The sequence below is a fragment of the Bacillus sp. NMCC4 genome, from assembly GCF_002998555.1.
Taxonomy (GTDB): Bacteria; Bacillota; Bacilli; order Bacillales; family Bacillaceae; genus Bacillus.
The window spans coordinates 240,987-262,022 of the sequence record NZ_PVRA01000001.1 but is presented as its reverse complement, the minus strand read 5'-3'; the positions used below and the strand labels follow the sequence as shown (position 1 = coordinate 262,022).

Annotated in this window: 19 protein-coding genes and 1 other RNA gene; 18 read left to right on the top strand and 2 right to left on the bottom strand. The window is 41.3% G+C overall.

The window, feature by feature from the left end:
- Positions 1 to 52: 52 nt before the first annotated feature.
- The 17 genes from secG (at position 53) to C6Y02_RS01345 (ending at position 18,591) form a co-directional block, all read left to right on the top strand.
- On the top strand, positions 53 to 286 hold the full coding sequence (gene secG / locus C6Y02_RS01430; RefSeq protein WP_003212746.1) for a preprotein translocase subunit SecG: 234 nt from the start codon (positions 53 to 55) through the stop codon (positions 284 to 286).
- Between the two features lie 124 nt (positions 287 to 410).
- Entirely contained in the window at positions 411 to 1,157 is a 747-nt protein-coding gene (locus tag C6Y02_RS01425) for an alpha/beta hydrolase (RefSeq protein WP_060597313.1), read from the top strand.
- Positions 1,158 to 1,176: 19 nt separating this feature from the next.
- A complete protein-coding gene (gene rnr / locus C6Y02_RS01420) occupies positions 1,177 to 3,516 on the top strand; it encodes a ribonuclease R (RefSeq protein WP_106030502.1) in 2,340 nt (779 codons plus the stop codon).
- A gap of 139 nt (positions 3,517 to 3,655) precedes the next feature.
- Positions 3,656 to 4,126, top strand: a complete 471-nt coding sequence (smpB, locus tag C6Y02_RS01415; protein ID WP_060597311.1) for an SsrA-binding protein SmpB — start codon at positions 3,656 to 3,658, stop codon at positions 4,124 to 4,126.
- A 176-nt stretch (positions 4,127 to 4,302) separates the two neighbouring features.
- Positions 4,303 to 4,665: a transfer-messenger RNA gene (ssrA, locus tag C6Y02_RS01410) on the top strand.
- 519 nt (positions 4,666 to 5,184) lie between these two features.
- Positions 5,185 to 5,364, top strand: coding sequence for a tryptophan RNA-binding attenuation protein (locus tag C6Y02_RS01405; protein ID WP_080869546.1), 180 nt, complete (start codon positions 5,185 to 5,187; stop codon positions 5,362 to 5,364).
- Between the two features lie 254 nt (positions 5,365 to 5,618).
- Positions 5,619 to 6,539: a terpene synthase family protein gene (locus C6Y02_RS01400; protein WP_066030409.1), complete on the top strand. Its 921-nt coding sequence runs from the start codon at positions 5,619 to 5,621 to the stop codon at positions 6,537 to 6,539.
- 1,113 nt (positions 6,540 to 7,652) lie between these two features.
- Positions 7,653 to 9,263 (top strand): histidine kinase N-terminal 7TM domain-containing diguanylate cyclase, encoded by a 1,611-nt coding sequence (locus C6Y02_RS01390; protein WP_060597308.1) that lies wholly within the window; start codon positions 7,653 to 7,655, stop codon positions 9,261 to 9,263.
- Positions 9,264 to 9,517: 254 nt separating this feature from the next.
- Entirely contained in the window at positions 9,518 to 9,973 is a 456-nt protein-coding gene (locus C6Y02_RS01385) for a DUF6376 family protein (RefSeq protein ID WP_106030501.1), read from the top strand.
- Between the two features lie 106 nt (positions 9,974 to 10,079).
- The gene (locus C6Y02_RS01380) at positions 10,080 to 10,385 is read left to right on the top strand and encodes a metal-sensing transcriptional repressor (RefSeq protein WP_060597306.1); all 306 of its coding nucleotides are present in this window, start codon (positions 10,080 to 10,082) and stop codon (positions 10,383 to 10,385) included.
- Between the two features lie 74 nt (positions 10,386 to 10,459).
- Positions 10,460 to 10,666, top strand: coding sequence for a copper chaperone CopZ (copZ, locus tag C6Y02_RS01375; protein WP_024423475.1), 207 nt, complete (start codon positions 10,460 to 10,462; stop codon positions 10,664 to 10,666).
- Positions 10,667 to 10,747: 81 nt separating this feature from the next.
- On the top strand, positions 10,748 to 13,183 hold the full coding sequence (locus C6Y02_RS01370; RefSeq protein ID WP_106030500.1) for a heavy metal translocating P-type ATPase: 2,436 nt from the start codon (positions 10,748 to 10,750) through the stop codon (positions 13,181 to 13,183).
- Entirely contained in the window at positions 13,180 to 13,314 is a 135-nt protein-coding gene (locus tag C6Y02_RS19585) for a hypothetical protein (protein WP_262417031.1), read from the top strand. The genes C6Y02_RS01370 and C6Y02_RS19585 overlap by 4 nt, the downstream gene beginning before the upstream one ends.
- A gap of 175 nt (positions 13,315 to 13,489) precedes the next feature.
- Entirely contained in the window at positions 13,490 to 14,767 is a 1,278-nt protein-coding gene (locus C6Y02_RS01360) for a cation:dicarboxylate symporter family transporter (protein WP_003213370.1), read from the top strand.
- 16 nt (positions 14,768 to 14,783) lie between these two features.
- Positions 14,784 to 16,229, top strand: a complete 1,446-nt coding sequence (gene aspA / locus C6Y02_RS01355; protein ID WP_034659994.1) for an aspartate ammonia-lyase — start codon at positions 14,784 to 14,786, stop codon at positions 16,227 to 16,229.
- Positions 16,230 to 16,345: 116 nt separating this feature from the next.
- Positions 16,346 to 17,662 carry a sensor histidine kinase gene (locus tag C6Y02_RS01350; protein WP_106030499.1) on the top strand — a complete coding sequence of 439 codons (1,317 nt, stop codon included), beginning with the start codon at positions 16,346 to 16,348 and terminating at the stop codon, positions 17,660 to 17,662.
- Positions 17,659 to 18,591 carry a response regulator gene (locus C6Y02_RS01345; RefSeq protein WP_106030498.1) on the top strand — a complete coding sequence of 311 codons (933 nt, stop codon included), beginning with the start codon at positions 17,659 to 17,661 and terminating at the stop codon, positions 18,589 to 18,591. Before C6Y02_RS01350 ends, C6Y02_RS01345 begins: the two co-directional genes overlap by 4 nt.
- Positions 18,592 to 18,606: 15 nt before the next feature.
- Here C6Y02_RS01345 and C6Y02_RS01340 read toward each other — a convergent pair whose 3' ends face one another.
- A complete protein-coding gene (locus C6Y02_RS01340; RefSeq protein WP_106030497.1) occupies positions 18,607 to 19,215 on the bottom strand; it encodes a TetR/AcrR family transcriptional regulator in 609 nt (202 codons plus the stop codon).
- 89 nt (positions 19,216 to 19,304) lie between these two features.
- Between C6Y02_RS01340 and C6Y02_RS01335 the strand changes: the two genes are divergently transcribed.
- Positions 19,305 to 19,853 (top strand): hypothetical protein, encoded by a 549-nt coding sequence (locus C6Y02_RS01335; RefSeq protein ID WP_034659988.1) that lies wholly within the window; start codon positions 19,305 to 19,307, stop codon positions 19,851 to 19,853.
- Between the two features lie 239 nt (positions 19,854 to 20,092).
- Here the strand turns inward: C6Y02_RS01335 and C6Y02_RS01330 are convergent, their stop codons facing one another.
- On the bottom strand, positions 20,093 to 21,031 hold the full coding sequence (locus C6Y02_RS01330) for a metal ABC transporter substrate-binding protein (RefSeq protein WP_106030496.1): 939 nt from the start codon (positions 21,029 to 21,031) through the stop codon (positions 20,093 to 20,095).
- Positions 21,032 to 21,036 lie beyond the last annotated feature (5 nt).

Below are 21,036 nucleotides of genomic sequence, written 5' to 3'. Positions count from 1 at the left end.
TGTTTTCATGTAAAATAAAGTTATGTGTACCAGTTTGTCTGGAGGTGTTTTCATGCACGCATTTGTTATCACATTACTCGTAATTGTCAGTATCGCACTTATCATCGTTGTATTGTTACAATCAAGTAAAAGTGCTGGACTGTCAGGCGCTATTTCAGGTGGAGCCGAGCAGCTTTTCGGTAAGCAAAAAGCGAGAGGCCTTGACTTGATACTTCACCGATTAACGGTTATTTTGTCAGTGCTTTTCTTCATCTTAACACTTGCATTGGCATATCTAGGCGTGTAAGGCGCGAGTAACAGAAGGTCTGATCTTTTTTCAGACCTTTTTTTATTATCAGCACTCTTTTGTGTTTGTTTCATACATACAAGTGGAAAATATAAACCATATCAGAAGGAAAGGAAGTCACATCATGAAAGTTGTTACACCGAAACCATTTACGTTTAAAGGTGGAGAAAAGGCGGTGCTTCTTCTTCACGGTTTTACTGGGAATACAGCCGATGTTCGAATGCTAGGCCGTTATTTGAACGAAAGAGGGTATACATGCCATGCACCTCAATATAAAGGACACGGTGTGCCGCCAGAAGAGCTTGTCCAATCTGGCCCGGCTGACTGGTGGAAAGATGTAGAAGAAGGCTATCAATTCTTAAAAGATGAAGGCTATGAGGAAATTGCGGTTTGCGGACTATCCCTCGGAGGAGTTTTTTCATTGAAATTAGGTTACACTGTACCTGTAAAGGGAATTGTACCTATGTGTGCACCTATGTACATAAAAAGTGAAGAAGTCATGTACCAGGGTGTACTAGAATATGCCCGTAACTATAAGAAATTCGAGGGTAAGTCAGAGGAGCAGATTGAACAGGAAATGGAAGAGTTCAAGAAAACGCCAATGGATACACTCAAAAGCCTGCAAGAACTGATTGCAGATGTCAGAAACAATGTCGACATGATTTATTCACCTACTTTTGTTGTTCAGGCACGTCACGATCATATGATTAATACAGACAGTGCGAATATCATTTATAACGAAGTAGAGACAGATCAAAAGCATTTGAAATGGTATGAAGAATCAGGCCATGTGATCACGCTTGATAAAGAGCGTGAGAAGGTTCATCAGGATGTATATGCATTCTTAGAATCACTTAATTGGTCAATTTAAATATATAGGGGGTTAGAGTGTGCAAAAAGAAGAATTTATGGATGAATTACTCGCTTTTATGAAAGATGAAGCTTATAAACCGTTAACCGTTCAAGAGCTGGAAGTGATGATGGAGATTACCAATCCTGATGATTATAAAGAGCTCGTCAAAGCACTTGTGATGCTGGAAGATCAAGGACTCATTGTTCGCACGCGCAGCGATCGCTACGGTGTACCAGAAAAAATGAACTTGGTAAAAGGAAAGCTGTCTGCTCATGCAAAAGGTTTTGCATTTGTGACACCAGAAGAGTTTGGACAGGATGATATTTTCATTCCGCCTAATGAGCTAGGCACAGCGATGAATGGTGATACGGTCATGGTTCGTGTCAGCCACAAATCAAACGGCACAAAAAAAGAAGGAACTGTCATCCGAATTTTGGAGCGTAATACTCAGACGGTTGTCGGTACCTACACAGAAACGAAAAGCTTTGGCTTTGTCATTCCTGATGATAAAAAAATCACAACCGATATCTTCATCCCGAAATCCGCTAAAAATGGAGCGGTCGAAGGGCATAAAGTGGTCGTGACGCTGACAAGCTACCCAGAAGGAAGAATGAGTGCAGAGGGCGAAGTGACTGAAATCCTCGGTCATAAAAATGACCCTGGCATTGATATTTTATCGATCATTCATAAACACGGCCTGCCAGGTGAGTTCCCAGAAGAAGCGCTTCAGCAGGCAGTAGACACACCTGAAACGATTGATGAAAAAGACCTGGAAGGCAGACGTGACTTGCGCAACGAAACGATTGTAACAATTGACGGAGCAGATGCGAAGGACTTAGATGATGCCGTTACGGTGCAAAAGCTGGATGATGGCAAATATAAGCTAGGGGTGCATATTGCAGATGTCTCTCATTATGTCACAGAGAACTCCCCGATTGATCAGGAAGCTTATGAGCGTGGAACGAGTGTGTATCTCGTAGACCGCGTCATTCCGATGATCCCGCACCGCCTGTCAAACGGTATTTGCTCATTGAATCCGAAGGTCGATCGTCTCACCCTGTCTTGTGAAATGGTCATCGATCGAAATGGGAAGGTCGTCAAACATGAGATTTTCCAAAGTGTGATCAAAACGACGGAAAGAATGACCTATTCTGATGTGAATAAGATTTTAGTCGACCAAGACGAAGAGCTTTTAGACAAATATGAGCCGCTTGTGCCAATGTTCCAAGAGATGGAGAAGCTTGCAGAGATTCTTCGCGACAAACGAATGGAGCGCGGAGCAGTAGACTTTGATTTCAAGGAAGCAAAAGTGCTTGTAGATGATGAAGGAGCGGCGAAAGACGTTGTCATTCGTGAGCGATCTGTCGCAGAGAAATTAATTGAAGAATTCATGCTTGTTGCAAACGAAACGGTTGCAGAGCATTTCCACTGGTTGAATGTACCTTTCATATATCGAATTCACGAAGAACCAAATCCTGAGAAGCTTCAGCGCTTTTTAGAGTTCGTGACAACGTTTGGTTACATTGTGAAAGGAACGTCGACAAACATCCACCCGCGTGCCCTTCAAAGTGTACTTGATGCTGTGAGGGATCAACCAGAAGAAGTTGTGATACAAACCGTGATGCTTCGTTCGATGAAACAGGCGAAATATGATCCAGAAAGCATCGGCCATTTTGGGTTATCAACGGAATTCTATACGCACTTTACATCACCGATCCGCCGTTATCCGGATTTAATCGTGCATAGACTGATCAGAACCTATTTGATTCAGAAAAAAACAGACGAAGCAACCCTAGAAAAGTGGGGCCAGCTGCTGCCTGAAATCGCAGATCATGCGTCTACTATGGAGCGCCGTTCAGTCGATGCAGAGCGTGAAACAGATGACCTCAAGAAGGCAGAATTTATGCTTGATAAAATCGGTGAAGAGTTTGATGGCATGATTAGTTCCGTGACGAACTTCGGACTATTTGTTGAACTGCCGAATACAATTGAAGGTCTTGTCCATGTCAGCTACATGACAGACGACTACTATCGCTTTGATGAACAGCACTTTGCCATGATCGGTGAACGCACAGGGAATGTATATCGTATCGGTGACGAAATCACTGTCAAAGTGGTTAGTGTTAATAAAGATGAGCACTCCATTGATTTTGAAATCGTCGGCATGAAAGGCACCCGCCGTAAATCGCCAAAAGATTTTAAGTTCAAAAAACGGACAGATTCACCAGCGAAAAAAGGGCGTGGAGGTCAAAATGCCTCTGGGGATAAAGCCAAAGAGGATAAAGGCGGAAGTGACTGGTTCACAGGCCATAAGAAGAAAAAGAAAAAACGCGTATTTGATAACGCGCCAAAACAAAAGCGTAAAAAGAAAAAGTAACGTGCCAAAAAGCAAATAGAGCGTGATGCTCTATTTGCTTTTTGACCACATGGCGTCAGCATTGTCGAAAGCTGGATTGTTTGATAAAATAATCCGTACGATTTGGACCGTGTTTGTGTCAAAAGGAGGGTGTACGCCAATGCCAAAGGGAGAGGGAAAGGTTGTTTCCCAAAACAAAAAAGCAAATCATGACTATTTTATAGAAGAAACGTATGAAGCCGGCCTTGTGTTACAAGGAACTGAAATCAAATCGATTCGTGCAGGAAAAGTGAATTTAAAAGATTCCTTTGCCAAAATCGAGCGAGGAGAAGTGTTTCTTCACAACATGCACGTAAGCCCATACGAGCAGGGGAACCGTTATAACCATGATCCGCTGAGAACGAGAAAGCTGCTGCTTCATCGCAAGCAAATCAGCAAATTGATTGGTGCGACAAAGGAAGAGGGCTACTCACTCGTGCCTCTGAAACTCTATTTAAAAAATGGCTTTGCCAAAGTGCTGATCGGAATTGGTAAAGGGAAAAAGAAATATGATAAACGTGACGATCTGAAGAAAAAAGATGCAAAACGTGAAATCGAGCGTGCTTTCCGTGATCGCCAAAAGCAATTCTAGATTCATGCAGATGTCTTGCTGAGAGCGGAAGCATTATGCTACAATATGTTATGCAGTAAACAATCATTGCTTTTCTTACAGAAACCACCAGTTGTTTCAAGCGAAGAGATTGTTATAATAGTTATATACGGAAGCAGTTAAGCTGAACGTTTCCATCCCGTATATCCCTTTTACAAGGGGACGTTACGGATTCGACAGGGATGGTTCGAGCTTAGGCTGCGAGCCGAGAGGCGATCTCGTTAACACGCACTTAAATGTAACTGGCAAAACTAAAAGTTTTAACCAAAACTTAGCACTAGCTGCCTAATAAGTGCAGCGAGCTCTTCCTGACATCGCCTATGTGTCTGTGAGGAGCCCAATGAAGTAGGCTACGCTTACGTTTCCGTCTGAGGACGTAAGAAGAGATCCATCAGACTAGCTCTCCAAGCGCCCGTCAGCAGGCATGCGGATGAGTGAACACGAAATATGTTGACTACGCTCGTAGACGCTTAAGTAATCGATGTCTCTGGACGTGGGTTCGACTCCCACCGTCTCCATCAAAATTTTTAGAATGCAGTCGGGTATCAAGGGTTTGAAAGCCCTTGATACGGGTTTGGCATCATTTTAGAAGTTCCAAAACTCTATCATCATTTTTAAAAGGCGCTATTTTATGAGCGTCTTTTTTTATGCTCTTTAATAGATCCATCACTTGATTTGACAGACTTTGTGAAGCGTATGTCGGAGCAGAATCTAATGGTGCAGTTTATAGAGGATCAAAAAATGATAAATATTTAATTAAATCGCTAAAAACATCCTTAATCATTGTGGTGTATCGAGATTCCTTAATTGTTCAGGGCTTTATGTTGGTCGCTCAATTAATGGTTTGCACGATGCAGCTCTCTTAAAGCCTCCTTAATAGATTAATTTGTCACTCAAACATTGAGCACTTTAATTATGTTATAATATGATATCTTTATTGCCAAATAGAAATTTTATTTAAAAAATGTATGTTTATGGATCTTATTAGATTTAAGGTTTAGCCAAGAAACATCATTATTCTATAAGTTGAGGTGAAAGAGATGTCAGTCATTATATCAACAGACGATTTAGAGCATGTTTGTCCTAATTGTAATGGAACAAGTCATATTTCTATTAAGAACGAAGAAAAAATATGCCCAAAATGTGATGGGAAAGGTGTTATCCTAACTGCTTTAGGCCAAACATTACTTCATTTTATGAAGAAGCATATACGCAATTAATTCAAAGAGATTCTGTACAAAGACAAGAACAAAGTTAAACCAACTGTTTGTTTAATAATGGAATATTGTTCAAGTCTCTTTATAGTTTACCCTGCGGAAACAGGTAAATGGTATTTTTTATTAATTATTCTGTTAAGATAAGCATTTTTCTGTTTATCTTTTTTTAGACAGAAAAACAAGATTATTAACTGCGTTTTTTGAAAATTTAAACAGGGTAAATACATAAAAAAGAAAATAATTTTTAGGAGGACGAAATGTTAGAAGTAAAAAACATACCGAAAATAGAAGAATGTTTCGAAAGTTCTATCAATCCTTATGTTAAAAAAGTACATGAAGACACAGTTAATTGGGCTAAAATTAATAATTTAATGAATGATTCAAACATAAAAAGATATGAAAGACAAAAAATTTCATACTTGGCAGGACGTTCTCAACCTTATGACTCTTACGACAGTGTAAGATTGTCTTCTGATTATCTTTTATTGTTTTGTATATTGGATGATTATAGCGACAATTTGAACAATCAAAAGTTATATGATATATATTCTAAAAAGATAATTGAAATTCTTAATGAAAGAGCATTTTATGATGATGATACTTTTTTATATGCGTGGCATGATTGGTGGAAACGTCTTAGTATAGGAATGCCTGATGAATGGAAAAAAAGAATTATTCAAAGTATTCAAAATTGTTTTAATTCTATTAAATGGGAAATTAAAAATGAAAAAGAAAAGTACATACCGACTCTTGAAGAGTACGTCAATCATAGGATGCATAGTGGGAGTGTTTTTGTCTGTTTTGATCTAATAGAAAGAGGAGGGAGAAGTTTTATTCCTGCTTCTAGTCGTAGTATTTTACTGAGAGATTTAATTAACTCTATCAATAAAATAGTAAATTGGACAAATGATTTATTATCTTTTAAAAAAGAATTTGAGAATGATGAAATTCATAATTTGGTTATCATTCTGCAAAAACAAGAAAATTGTTCAATAGAGACAGCTTTAGATAGAGCAAAGGAAATGTTAAACATAGAAATTAATACATTCATTGAACTTAAAAATAAAGTCTTTATCAGTAATGAGCCTTTTGATAGTGGTATGATTAAATTCATATCTAGGTTGGAGAATGGTGTTCGAGGACATTATGAATGGAGTATGAAGACTAAAAGGTTCTAATTTATTATTCTTAAATGATAATTGCTACCCTTATAGTGCTATTAAATAAAAATATATACTGTATATTTATGATGACTATTACCCCTCATTATATATGTGGCTCCGCTTTATAAAAAGAGGTTATATTATGTTTAATATGAGGGAGGTTTTGTACGACTAATATATCAAAACGTTTTAGATCCATTGCTTCATGATAAGGAACAGGGTCGTGGATATTTATTGATGTTGTTTGCATTTCTTTAAGTTGGGGTGAATCGGTTTAAAAGAACGTGGCCTCTACCACTAGATCAATCGGCATAGCATAGAATATTGATGTTTTTAGGTTTGAGCATCAATGACCCCGTTCCTTATCATTTGGCATCGCCTTACTCGATTTAAAGATACAACGATTTTCTAGGACATTTTCAATGAGATTATTCTTCAAGCCATTAATCGGAATAATCTAGCAATACAAAATCGGCTCTGTGTTGAGAAGGATTTCTAGAGTGGAATATGAGAACAACACCTTGCTTTAACGAGAAATTTCTCTATTATAAAATGGATGGAATTAAGAAGAAAATAAGACTGACGAGATTTTCTCGGAAAACTTAAAGATGCCGATAGCCAGCATCTTTTTTTAATGTATTGGTCAACTTATGTTCCCCGAAACAACTGTAAAAATCGAATTAACAAAGGACAAACAACTATAATAGCAATGATGAGTAAGAGCTGATTAGATAAGAGTTCCACAAACGTTGTTTGAATCACATAAACTGCAATCAGTAGTAAATAACTCACCAAAAATATCAACCCAGAACTTCTCTTCTCAAATGGCTTCTCCAAGAGAATCAGCATAAATAGCCCCGCCATAATAATCAAAAAAGTCATATACCTTGTAAGCCTCCTCGTCATTGATCCCCGATTTCCACATTGTACAGATATTTCACCTACCGCAACATACTTCTCCCTCAAATTAAGCAAAAAGTAGTGAAAATATAAGGGATCACGAACAGATAATGACCGAAACTGTACAAAAAACCTCCAACCAAATCAAAATCACATCTTCCCATTTATGACTTCCTCATATATAGTAATATTAGACTAGTTCTAAATAACTGAAATTGGGGCGTTTACATGGATTCGATTGTTTTACATTTTATTGTGATCATGAGTGTTTCTGGCATTCTGTCCGTGATATTATCAATCATTGCTCATGCGAACCGCCGCCGGTATATTGGCTGTCAATTGTTTATGTATATGTCTGGAGCAACTGCGATTTATATCTTTGGGCACACGTTTGAATTATTGGCAAGTACACCTGGACAGATCATGTTCTGGGTTTGTTTTCAATACATAGGTCTTCCGTTCATCGCACCATTCAGTCTGATGATTGTGCTGCAATTTACGGGATTCCATCAATATTTCACAAAGCGCCGCGTGCTTCTCATCTTACTGATTCCAACTCTCACTACCATTATGGTGTTCACCAACTCTTTTCATTCACTCTTTTATCGTAGCATCACGATGAATCCAGTAGACGGTTTTTTATTGGCTGATTTTACGATTGGCTATTGGTATATCATTCATGGCGTCTATACATTTGGCTGTTCGATGCTCGCTATTTTTATGCTGGTTTGGTTTTTACGTGTCACAAAAAAAGAATATTTAAAGCAGATCCTCATTTTGCTAGTGGGAATGTTACTGCCAATCACGACATCTTTTATCTATTTATTAGGCGTTACGCCTCTTCATATTGACCCGGTCCCTGTGGTGATGTTTTTAACCAATGCACTCTACTTATGGGCGATTATGTCGTTCCAGCTCTTTAAGCTCTCTCCCATTGCAATGGAGCGTGTGTTTGAGCATATGTCTGAAGGGGTTCTCATTTTAGATCGATACCGGACACTCATAGATTACAACCCCGCTGCTGCATCGATCATTCCAGCACTTTCTAATAAAAAGGGGATTGGCTTTAAAATTGACGATATTTTCTCAGGGATCATCAAAGATACCGCGTTCATTCAGTGGCTGCGTTCTCCGCAGGATCATTCGCAATATGATTTAATGTTGAAAAGGGAAAAAGATCATTCCAGCTATTATCACTTGACCGCATCGTCCCTATTTAATAGAAGAGGAGAGATCGAGGGCAGGCAAATTGTGATCAGTGATGTAACAGAGCAGCGTTTGCTGCAGGAAGAGCTGGAGCGTCGTGCGTATATTGATGGGTTGACGAATATCTTCAATCGTTCTTCTTTTATTGAACGAACGCAGATGATCTTGGAAGAGGATGCGCAGGATACGGCGATCTTGCTGTTTGATATTGATTTCTTTAAACAAATCAATGACACGCATGGACATCATATTGGAGACGAGGCGCTGCGTCATGTTGTCACCATTTGTCAGCAGCATTTACAGATGGACGATTTATTCGGACGATATGGCGGAGAAGAGTTTGCTATTTGTCTGCCGCATCATTCATTTGAAGAGGCATGTCATATTGCGGAGCGAATGAGACATTCGTTTGAGACGAGTTTCTTTGAGACTGATGAGGAAAAAGTGCGAGTGACAGCGAGCTTTGGAATCGCTCATACAGCTTATGATCCAAATGTATTAGAAACTCTTCTATTTGAAGCGGACCAAGCCTTGTATATGTCAAAACGCCAAGGGCGCAACCGGATTTATGCGTCAACTGGAGCGGGCTATATGCTGTATGAAGAGCATGATCTACCGCCAGCTTCTCATTGACTGTTGTCCTGACATTCGATATGATAAACATAACATTTGAACGGTTTCCTAAAGGGGAGTAGCTTTTACGGTTTGGTCGTCATTACAGAAACTCACGTTGTTTCTCGGCCATTCCGGCATGAACATGTTAGCCAGACCTTTGCCTATCACACATGAGGCAAAGGTCTGGCTTTTTTAAGGTCTTATTGCATCTGTGTGATGGGGGAGCGGGACAAATGATGTTTTCAATACCGCAGATGAAAGGATGATCGATCTTGAAAAAACATGTGATCTCTTTGTTATTTTCGGGCACGCTTGTATTAAGTGGATGCTCCGGTTTGCTTGACCAAGTAAGTGATACAACGACATATGTCACAGAGGCAAATGAGTATGTGACGGACATTCAGCAATTTACGGAGGACTTTCCACAGCTCGCAGAAGAAGCTGTAAAAAACGCCGCCAAAAAAGCAGAATTAACCCAGCAGCTTGAATCATTGAAGGCAGACATTCAAGAATTTAATGAACTGACAGCACCAAAAATAGCAGCAGACCTGCATGTGCAGATCATTGAAAAAAATAAGGTGCTGTCAGAGGAAATTCAAACGTATTTACAGCAATTGAAAGCGGACAACATCGACGTTGCTGCTATGCTTGAGGACCAGCAAGGGTTGATCAAGCAGCTTCAGCAGTCCGTCAATCTTTTACAGGATATTGAACAATTAACAAACTAGGACAAACACAGCTCTTAGACGCGCATTCAGCATATCTTTGCCTTTTCCAGTGGAGATATGCTTTAATTTAAGGAAAGACAAGTCATATTAGAAAAAAGGTGATCACATGACAGAACATGAAGAAAGACATATGGCTTCGCCTAGAGCCGAGAAGGATAAAGATCAATTGATCAATCGGTTGAAACGAGTGGAAGGACAAGTGCGCGGGATTCAGCAAATGATTGAAAACGATCGTTACTGTATAGATGTTGTCAATCAAATCTCCGCTGTCAATGCAGCTTTGAAAAAAGTCAGTCTTCATTTGATGGAAAAGCATACACATCACTGCGTAGCGGATGCTATTAAGAGCGGCAATGGGGATGAAGCCATTGAAGAGTTAATGAACGTCTTTCATAAGCTCACAAAATCGTAGCATTTATATGTTTACATTGATACCCTACTAGGGTATAGTAAGGTGTAGAAAATGATTGATGGAGGCGATGAGAAGTGGAACAAGCAACACTTCAAGTGCAGGGCATGTCTTGCGGACATTGCGTGAAAGCAGTCGAGGGAAATGTAGGAGAATTAGCAGGTGTTGAATCTGTGAAAGTCCATTTAGACAAGGGACAGGTGGAGGTTTCTTTTCATCCTGATCAAGTCACGTTACACCGAATCTCTGATGTGATTGAAGAACAGGGATATGATGTCGTATAAATGATATACGTGCTGCATGTGACAGCGCGTATTTTTTTCAAAAAAAGATACCCCCATGGAGTATGTGAAGAGGTGAGATGAATGAAAAAGGAAATTGATTTTCATATTACGGGGATGACCTGTGCTGCCTGTGCAGGACGCATTGAAAAGGGTTTGAACAAGCTGGAAGGTGTGGATGATGCCAATGTGAATTTGGCGCTGGAAACATCTCATATTGTGTATGAAACAGAACAACTAACACCAGATGATCTGAAGCAAAAAATTCAATCCCTTGGCTACAATGTGGTGATGGAGCAAGCAGAATTTGATATAGAGGGAATGACGTGTGCAGCGTGTGCCAACCGAATCGAGAAAAAAATTAACCGGCTGGACGGTGTTGATCACGGATCTGTGAACTTTGCACTTGAGACCCTTCAGGTCACGTATCATCCTGGCCAAACGTCTACAAGTGATATAAAGGATGCGGTTCAGTCCATTGGATATTCTTTAATTGAACCAGCTGCAGATGAAGCAGAGGAAGGAAAGAAAGATCATCGCCAAGCAGCAATAGAGAAGCAGACGGCACGCTTTTTATTTTCAATGATCTTGTCACTGCCGCTTCTTTGGGCAATGGTCAGCCATTTTTCCTTCACGTCTTTTATTTGGCTGCCAGAAGCGTTCATGAATCCATGGGTTCAGCTGGCTTTAGCAGCGCCGGTTCAGTTCATTGTCGGCTGGCCCTTCTATGTAGGAGCATATAAAGCTTTACGTAATAAAAGTGCCAACATGGATGTTCTTGTCGCACTTGGGACATCAGCTGCGTTTTTCTATAGTTTATACGAAAGCATTCAGTCAGCGGTTCAAGGCACACATGAGGCAGCCCTCTATTATGAAACAAGTGCTGTGCTTATTACGTTGATCGTGCTCGGAAAATTAATGGAAGCAAGAGCAAAAGGGAGATCATCAGAAGCGATTCAAAAGCTGATGGGCCTACAAGCGAAAGAAGCGGTCATCGAGCGAGATGGAAAAGAGATGACCGTGCCTATTTCCGAAGTAAAAGTGAATGATCTTGTGTTTGTCAAACCGGGGGAAAAAGTGCCGGTAGATGGAGAGATCGTGGAGGGAACAACCGCAATTGATGAGTCCATGATTACGGGAGAAAGTCTGCCTGTTGATAAAACGGCTGGTGATGCGGTCATCGGGGCAACCATCAATAAAAATGGGTTTGTGAAAGTGAAAGCGACAAAGGTTGGGAAAGAGACCGCCCTTTCACAGATTATCCGAGTCGTAGAACAAGCACAGGGCTCAAAAGCACCGATTCAAAGAATGGCAGATCAAATATCAGGGATATTTGTTCCTATCGTTGTAGGAATTGCTGTGCTCACGTTCCTGATATGGTTTTTCTTTGTTGATCCAGGGAATGTGACTTCAGCACTTGAAACCTTTATAGCGGTCATTGTCATTGCGTGTCCTTGTGCACTTGGTCTTGCCACACCAACCTCTATAATGGCTGGAAGCGGCCGTGCAGCTGAATCAGGCATTTTGTTTAAAGGCGGGGAGCATTTAGAAGTGACCCAATCACTTGACACGGTGGTTTTAGATAAAACAGGGACTGTGACAAAAGGGGAGCCGAGTCTGACAGATGTGATGGTATCTGACAATTGGACAGAAGATACGCTGCTTCAGCTAGCAGGATCGGCAGAACAGCAGTCGGAACACCCGCTTGCCAGAGCGATCACAGACGGAATGAAGGAACAAGGTCTTGAAGCGGTCGAGATCGAAGCCTTCCAAGCAGACCCAGGCCATGGAATTGAAGCAAAGGCCGCAGGACACAAGCTTTTGATTGGAACGCGTAAGCTATTACAGAAATATCATATCCCATATGATCAAGTCGAAGCATCCGTCACACTACTGGAGCAGCAAGGGAAAACGGCTATGCTTGTCGCTATTGACGGCGAAGTCGCCGGCATTGTCGCAGTGGCAGATACGATCAAATCATCCTCACCTCAAGCTATCAAGCGTCTGAAAGAGCAAGGGATTCACGTTGTGATGATGACAGGTGATAACAAGCTGACGGCAGAGGCGATTGCGAAACAGGCGGGCATTGATCATGTCATTGCGGAAGTCCTGCCTGAGGAAAAGGCTGCTCACATTGCGGCGCTTCAGGAACAAGGAAAGAAAGTCGCCATGGTCGGAGATGGCATCAATGATGCCCCGGCTCTTGCGACAGCGAATATTGGGATGGCAGTTGGAACAGGGACAGATGTTGCCATGGAAGCAGCAGATATCACGCTCATGACAGGAGACCTCCATGCCATTGCAGATGCGCTTGAATTTAGTAAAAAAACGATGAGAAACATCAAGCAAAATCTATTTTGGGCGCTTGCTTATAACTGTATTGGGATACCGATAGCTGCATTTGGACTTCTTGCGCCATGGCTTGCAGGAGCAGCAATGGCCTTTAGCTCCGTGTCGGTTGTATTGAATGCGCTCAGATTGCAGCGATTGAAACCAGTTAGAGAGGGAGTGGCACAATGAAGCTGAATGTCAAATGGATTTGGACGATTAGTGCATTGTTCTATGTTGCTCTTGTTCTTATTGGATATGCTATGTATGATGAATTTTATCCAAAGCAAGAACCGCCAAGTGAACATATGCAAGATCATTGAGACTTCGCCAAAAGCGAAGTCTTTTTTTAACAATTTTGTGGAAAAACCCACCTTTTAAAAGATTTTTCATAAAAAATTCACTTCTTTTTGTTCCTTTTTGTCGTTTTTTGTAGGTTCATCGTTAAGATGCGATTAAGCAACAAAGAAAGCGTTATCAAAAAAAGGGGGTTCACGTATGAAAAAGTTAGGGTTAGCTTCTCAAATACTCATTGCACTTGTTCTGGGTGTTATCGTGGGAGCGCTGTTTTATCAAAATGAAACCGTTATTAATGTGTTAACGCCGATTGGCGATATATTCATCCATTTAATTAAAATGATCGTTCTTCCAATTGTTATTGCTGCGTTGATTGTAGCAGTAGCTGGTGTAGGGGATATGAAAACCATCGGAAGACTCGGCGGAAAAACCATTCTTTACTTCGAAATTGTGACAACGATTGCATTAGCAGTGGGACTGCTTGCAGCAAACGTCTTCCATCCTGGTACAGGAATTGACATGAGCAACATGGAAAAAGGCGATATCTCTAAATATGAAGAGACATCGAAAGCTTCTTCCGAAAAAGCGAGTTTCTCTGAAACCATTGTGCATCTAGTGCCAACAAACGTTTTCCAATCCATTGCAGAAGGTGATCTATTACCAACGATCTTCTTTACAGTCTTATTCGGATTAGGAATTGCCGCAGTAGGAGACAAAGGGAAACCAGTATTAGGATTCTTTGAGGGTATACTCGAAGCCATGTTCTGGGTGACCAATAAAGTGATGAAGTTTGCACCATTTGGTGTATTCGCGCTCATCAGTGTGACGGTGATCAAATTCGGGGTCGGAGCGCTTCTCCCGCTAGGTAAACTGGTACTTGTCGTTTACGGTACAATGGCATTCTTCGTTATTGTCGTACTTGGCATTATCGCAAAATTAGCTGGAACAAGCGTCTTTACACTATTTAGAGTGCTAAAAGAAGAAATCATTCTTGCATTCTCAACAGCAAGTTCAGAAGCTGTACTGCCTAGACTTATGGATAAAATGGAGAAGTTCGGCTGCCCGAAAGCGATCACGTCGTTCGTTATCCCAACAGGCTACACCTTTAACCTAGATGGAAGTGCCATCTATCAATCCATTGCCGCCATATTTGTTGCACAAATGTACGGCATGCCGCTTTCCATCTATGAGCAAATTACGTTACTATTAATCTTGATGCTGACATCTAAAGGAATGGCTGGTGTACCAGGTGCATCAATCGTTGTTGTCATCACAACACTTGGTGCAATGGGACTGCCGCTTGAAGGACTTGCCTTCATCGTTGGGATCGACCGTATACTTGACATGGTTCGTACAACTGTTAACGTATTTGGTAACTCACTTGCCGCCATTGTCATGTCTAAGTGGGAAAAAGTTTTTGATCAAGAGAAATCGAAGAAGTATATTGAGGAATTAAAACAACAAACAAAAGCAGCGTAAAAGGAGATCTTTTCAAATGACGAAGCTACAGGACAAGCAAGTTCGAATCGAACGAGACTTTCTAGGTGAAAAGGAAGTAGACACTCAAGCGTATTATGGAATTCAAACATTACGTGCAGTAGAGAACTTTCCAATTACTGGCTACCATGTTCATGAGGAACTCATCAAAGCATTAGGGATTGTCAAAAAGGCAGCCGCACTTGCAAATATGGATACACAACGACTATATTCTGGTCTTGGAGAAAAAATTGTTCAAGCCGCAGATGAGGTTATTGAAGGAAAATGGAACAATCAATTTATTGTCGATCCAATTCAAGGCGGGGCTGGCACTTCAATGAATATGAATGCCAATGAAGTCATTGCAAATAGAGCGCTTGAACTACTAGGAAAGGAAAAAGGCGCTTATACTGAGCTAAGTCCAAACACGCATGTGAACATGTCGCAGTCAACAAACGACGTTTTCCCAACAGCGATTCATATTTCAACATTGAATATGATTGAAAAACTACTTTATACGATGGAAAACATGCATCAAGTCATGACGGAAAAAGCGCAGGAATTCGATCATGTGATCAAAATGGGACGTACGCATCTTCAGGACGCTGTTCCAATCAGACTTGGTCAGGAGTTTAGTGCTTATGCAAAGGTTCTTGCTCGTGATATTAAACGTATCAAGCAGTCTAGACAGCATTTATATGAAGTCAATATGGGAGCAACAGCAGTCGGAACTGGATTGAATGCTGATCCTAAATATATTCGTCAGGTGGTAGGCTATCTATCTGACATTAGCGGATTACCGTTAGTTGGAGCTGAAGACTTAGTCGATGCCACGCAAAATACGGATGCTTATACAGAAGTATCTGCTGCACTTAAAGTATGTATGATGAATATGTCCAAAATGGCGAACGATATTCGTTTGATGGCTTCAGGGCCAAGAGCAGGTTTTGGTGAGCTTCACCTGCCGCCGAGACAGCCAGGTTCATCCATCATGCCAGGGAAAGTCAACCCAGTGATGCCTGAGGTCATGAACCAAGTGGCATTCCAAGTCATCGGAAATGATCATACGATCTGTCTTGCATCAGAGGCTGGTCAGCTTGAACTGAACGTTATGGAACCAGTTTTAATATTCAACTTACTACAATCTCTCAGCATGATGAAAAATGTGTTTGAGTCCTTCATGGACAACTGCTTGCGTGATCTAAAAGCAGATGAAACGAGATTAAAAGAATATGTAGAAAAAAGTGCTGGTGTCATGACAGCGGTGAATCCGCATATTGGTTATGAAGCTGCTGCACGAATTGCAAGAGAAGCGATTCTTACAGGCGCATCTGTACGTGAGCTTTGTCTGCAAAATGATGTGTTAACAGAAGAAGAGCTTGACGTCATCTTGAATCCTTTTGAAATGACCAAACCAGGTATTGCTGGCGCATCACTTTTAGAAAAGGATCGTTTAGAAGATTAAGCGGCATCATGAGAAGCGCACACCGACAAAGTTCCGGTGTGCGCTTTTTCATGGATGTTTGTTTTTCTCAAGCTCACATAGTATACTATCGTCAATTATTAGGGATGTGACTGCGTTTGAATCTACTGAAAAAATGGCTGAATACAGAGCCTTATTTAATTGTGATGCTCATTGTACTGACACCGATTGGCGGAGAGTTCAAATTTTATCCATTTGAGGACAGCTTTCGGGTCAGTTTTGGAACCGTTGTCTTTTTCTTTATCCTGCTTCAAATGAAAAAATTCCCGGCATGGGCAAGCGGTATTATTGCAGGGGTATCTGTTTTTGCGTTTCGCGTGCTTCTTGATACAGCCGTCACAGGTCATCTTCCGCTGGAAGAGGCGGTTTCATTAAGATTTCCTTCCCTTCTTTATTATGTCGTCTATGGCACGCTCTTTTATTTATTACAGGTCAGACGTTTCCGCGATCAGCCTTGGCTGATTGGTGCGACAGGCATCATCATGGAACTGTGTGCGAGCGTTGTTGAGATGATTGCACTTCGTGGCACCATCGATGAAATTTTAACGATGCGGACGCTGTTTCAACTTTTTGTTTTAGCGATTTTCAGAAGCTTTTTCGTGTTGGCTTGTTATACAATGATTCGATTATATGAAGAGCAGGCGAGAGAGCGTCAGATGAAAAAGGAAAAGGAACATCTGCTCATGCTCCTGTCTAACCTTTATACGGAATCTACATACTTTCATAAAACACTTGCACATGCTGAGCACATTACAGCGACATCCTATCAATTGTATCAATCCCTGCACCACGCAAAGGATACAGAATCATTGGATTTGAAAAAGCTCGGAAAAACAGCCCTGCAAATTGCAGGAGAGGTACATGAGATCAAAAAGGATAACCAGCGGATTTTTTCTGCATTATCAAAGCTGATTCATGAAGAAAATTTTCAGGCTTATGCAAGTCCTGCGCATATTGCTGGGCTCGTGATTCGTATTCATGAAAATTACGCAGAATCTCTTAAAAAAAACATTGTCTTTCATTATGATGAAGATGGGCAGCATCCCGTCTATCACGTGTATACCATTCTATCTTTGTTAAATAATATTGTTTCCAATGCTGTCGAAGCCATTCCAGTGGATGGAGAGGTGTCACTCTCTATTTCACAGAAAGAGAACCAGGTGATCTTTCAAATCAGTGACAACGGGCCTGGCATTAAAGAGCGTAATCATCATGTTATTTTTAAACCCGGTTTTACTTTAAAATACGACCAGGCTGGGAATCCATCAAGCGGTATCGGGCTTTCCTATGTGAAGGATACAGCGGAGAAGCTTGGCGGAAGTGTTGAGATGAAGAGTATCCCAAATAAACAAACGATTTTCACGTTAACGATACCAGTGGATCAAGTCAGTAGAAAAGAGGGGATTGGGAGATGAGATTTTTTATTGTTGATGATGATGAAGCCGTGCGTTCTTCACTGGCTCAGCTCATTGAAGATGAAGAGCTTGGCATTGTCGCAGGGGAAGCAGAGGATGGCGCAGAGTTAACGGCAAGCTACTTAAATGATTTGCACATTGATATCTTATGTATTGATCTATTGATGCCGGAAAGAGACGGTCTTGAAACGATTCGAGCCATTAAGGATGAGTTTCATGGGAAATACTTAATGCTGTCGCAGGTAGAAACAAAGGAATTAATCGGCCAGGCGTATACGCTTGGTGTTGAGTATTATGTGACAAAGCCAATCAATCGTGTAGAGGTCTTAAGTGTGCTCCATCTCATGATTGAACGTCTTCATTTAGAGCATTCAATTGAAAACATTCAGCACTCACTCAAATCCGTCATGCAGTTTCAGCAGCGCGGTCAGACGAAAACGAAGCAGCGGGGGAAAAGTCTTGCAGAGGCAGGTCAGTTCTTGCTGGCAGAGCTTGGGATTGTGGGTGAAAAGGGATCTAAAGATTTATTAGATATGATTCTCTTCACAGATCAGTATGTAGCGCTGCATACCGAACATCATGATTCATTTCCTTCTTTAAAGGTCATTTTCACGGGTGTCACCGAGGAAAAATTAAATGAGCCTTACACATCGGCTGACATTGCAAGAGAAGCGAAGGCAGCGGAACAGCGGGTAAGACGTGCGATCAACCAATCTTTGAAACACATCGCATCACTTGGGTTAACTGATTTTTCTCATCCAACGTTTGAAAATTACGCATCTAAATTCTTTGATTTCACCATCGTGCGAAAGAAAATGAGTGAATTAACAAAAGAGACGAGCGGTAGAGAAGAACATACTCGTATCAATGTGAAGAAATTTGTGCAGGTGCTCTACTACGAAGCAAAACGTATTTTTATGGAAGATTAAAAAAGACATGCTCCCTCATGAGGGAGACATGTCTTTTTTGGTGATGGATTGCAGGTGCATCTGCAGCACGGAGCGTATGAGCTCAGGCGGTAAACGATGAGGCTGCAAGATTCCATTCAATGCAAGCCCGTTGATGACCGCATAAAGCCGCTCAGTTTCGACTAAAAGATCGATATGATCAAGCAAAAGCCCATCCTCTTTTAATTTCATTAAACAAAATTGGGTCGTTTGGAGAAGCTCGTCATACATCTTTGCATTGAGCGGCTGTAAATCTGGTTCAGTCAGCGACTTGACTATAAAAGCCTGCCACACCTCCATTTCAAATCTTCGTTCTTCATCAAGTGGAAGAACCTGCTCCAATAACGTGAGGACATTTTCTTCCGTTGAACCATTAAGCTGAAGTCCTGTCATACGCTCTTTGACTCTTTCCTGAATCAATGTCATAGAGAAAAGAAATAACTCTTGCTGTGTGGAAAAATAATGACGCATAGAGCCCGCTGAAATACCAGCTTCTACCGCAACTTTTCGTACAGAAGCGTTTTCCAATCCATCCTGTTTAATCACTCTCATTGCAGCTTGAGCGACTTTTTGTTTTTGTTTATGGTGATCGACGATTTTTGGCATACATTGATTTTAGCACAGCTATTGTTTTTTTAACACAGTTGTGTTATTTTTTATTTAATACAATTGTGTTAAAAAGGATGTGGGGAATATTGGTCGGGTTATTGATTGTGGCATGTGAAATTGGTTTTTGGCTGTTTATTCTGGTGGGTTTAACACTGCGTTATGTGTTTAGACAGAAAAAGTGGGGCGCCTTCTTTCTGGTCTGTACGCCGATTTTGGATCTAATCCTTCTTGCGGCTACTTATATGGATTTAAGGCAAGGGGCTGTGGCGAGTGTCATCCACGGGCTTGCGGCTGTTTATATTGGGGTGAGTCTCGCCTTTGGACATCAAATGGTGAAATGGGCAGATGCTCGGTTTGCTTATCGATTTGCAGGAGGCCCTAAGCCGAAGGGAAGACCTAAGTACGGGAAGGAACGGTCAGTGTATGAAATGGTCAGCTGGACGCGGCATTTCGTCTCTTATGTCATCGGAGCTGGTCTGCTATTTGGTTTATCCTATCTCATACAAGCACCAGAACGAACGGAATCACTGATGCAGCTCGCCGGTGTGTGGGGGATGGTCTTAGCCATTGATTTCGTCATTAGCATTAGCTATGTCATTTGGCCGAAAAAACACCCGCAAAATATAGCCAGCTAACAAAAAAGACAGGCGGATTCATTCCGCCTGTCTCAGCGTGAAGACAAACCCTCGCATTCGTTGTCAGTCCTGCGCGCTGGTGCTCACGAATGTCAAATTCGTTCCGCAAAAGTAGCTGTCCTTCCTAGACTGCAAAGGTTTTCTATCACGCTGAAAAGAAGACAAAGGGCTAAAATAAACATCATTTTAGCCCTTTGTCAACAATCTAAGACAGGCAGAATCACTCCGCCTGTCTTTTCTCATGATGAAAGCCCTTTGTAAATGGTGTCAATATTCCATTTCATCATCTTATAGTAGCTGTCTCCGTCTTCACCTTTCTTTCCAATAGAGTCAGTGAATACTTTTCCTTTAATCGGAACCCCGGTTTCCTCAGATAAGCTTTCAAGGCTGCGTTGATCGACACTTGTTTCAAGAAAGAGCGCAGGAACTTGATGATCTTTGACAAAATGAATGATGCGCTTCATTTGTCCAGGTGTTCCTTCACTTTCTGTGTTGATCTCCCAAATGTAGCCTGCTTTCAGTCCATAGGCATCTGCAAAATACTTGAAGGCTCCCTCACTTGTCACAAGGAGCTTTTTGTCTTTTGGCAGCTGATCAAACTTGTCTTTTGCTTCATCGTGAAGCGCTTGAAGCTTTTTGATATAGGCTTCTGTATTTTTTTCGTAATCCTCTTGATGCTCAGGGTCCGCTTCAATAAGCGCATCCCGGGCATTTTGAGCATAAAGAATCCCATTTTCGACATTCAGCCAGGCGTGGGGGTCCTGCTGGCTTTCGAGTCCTTTTGAAGATAAATGCTTTACTTTGACGCCTTTACTTAATTCGGCTACAGGTGCATCATCCCCGTCCTTGCCACTCGATTCGAGCAGCTTTTGAAACCAGCCGTTTCCTGTCTCAAGGTTTAAGCCATTATATAGAACAAGGTCTGCATCCGTTGTATGCTGAACATCCTTTGGCAGTGGGTCGAATTCATGTGGGTCTGTACCAATGGGAACAATGCTGTGAATAGAGACGTGCTCTCCGCCTACTTCCTTCACAATGTCATAAAGAATGGAGTAGGTCGTGACGACTTTTAATGTGCCGTCAACTTTGCCGGAATTATTTTGCTTAGTAGAACAGCCTGCGATGATCATAAGGGCAATGAATACTGCGATCAAACGGATTGCAAATACCTTCTTCATATATG

What these genes read in the sequence shown, in the direction of transcription:
- secG (WP_003212746.1), top strand. Translation starts at nt 53, where the DNA reads ATGCACGCATTTGTTATCACATTACTCGTAATTGTCAGTATCGCACTT.
- C6Y02_RS01425 (WP_060597313.1), top strand. Translation starts at nt 411, where the DNA reads ATGAAAGTTGTTACACCGAAACCATTTACGTTTAAAGGTGGAGAAAAG.
- smpB (WP_060597311.1), top strand. Translation starts at nt 3,656, where the DNA reads ATGCCAAAGGGAGAGGGAAAGGTTGTTTCCCAAAACAAAAAAGCAAAT.
- C6Y02_RS01405 (WP_080869546.1), top strand. Translation starts at nt 5,185, where the DNA reads ATGTCAGTCATTATATCAACAGACGATTTAGAGCATGTTTGTCCTAAT.
- C6Y02_RS01400 (WP_066030409.1), top strand. Translation starts at nt 5,619, where the DNA reads ATGTTAGAAGTAAAAAACATACCGAAAATAGAAGAATGTTTCGAAAGT.
- C6Y02_RS01390 (WP_060597308.1), top strand. Translation starts at nt 7,653, where the DNA reads ATGGATTCGATTGTTTTACATTTTATTGTGATCATGAGTGTTTCTGGC.
- C6Y02_RS01380 (WP_060597306.1), top strand. Translation starts at nt 10,080, where the DNA reads ATGACAGAACATGAAGAAAGACATATGGCTTCGCCTAGAGCCGAGAAG.
- C6Y02_RS01370 (WP_106030500.1), top strand. Translation starts at nt 10,748, where the DNA reads ATGAAAAAGGAAATTGATTTTCATATTACGGGGATGACCTGTGCTGCC.
- C6Y02_RS19585 (WP_262417031.1), top strand. Translation starts at nt 13,180, where the DNA reads ATGAAGCTGAATGTCAAATGGATTTGGACGATTAGTGCATTGTTCTAT.
- C6Y02_RS01360 (WP_003213370.1), top strand. Translation starts at nt 13,490, where the DNA reads ATGAAAAAGTTAGGGTTAGCTTCTCAAATACTCATTGCACTTGTTCTG.
- aspA (WP_034659994.1), top strand. Translation starts at nt 14,784, where the DNA reads ATGACGAAGCTACAGGACAAGCAAGTTCGAATCGAACGAGACTTTCTA.
- C6Y02_RS01345 (WP_106030498.1), top strand. Translation starts at nt 17,659, where the DNA reads ATGAGATTTTTTATTGTTGATGATGATGAAGCCGTGCGTTCTTCACTG.
- C6Y02_RS01340 (WP_106030497.1), bottom strand. Translation starts at nt 19,215, where the DNA reads ATGCCAAAAATCGTCGATCACCATAAACAAAAACAAAAAGTCGCTCAA.
- C6Y02_RS01330 (WP_106030496.1), bottom strand. Translation starts at nt 21,031, where the DNA reads ATGAAGAAGGTATTTGCAATCCGTTTGATCGCAGTATTCATTGCCCTT.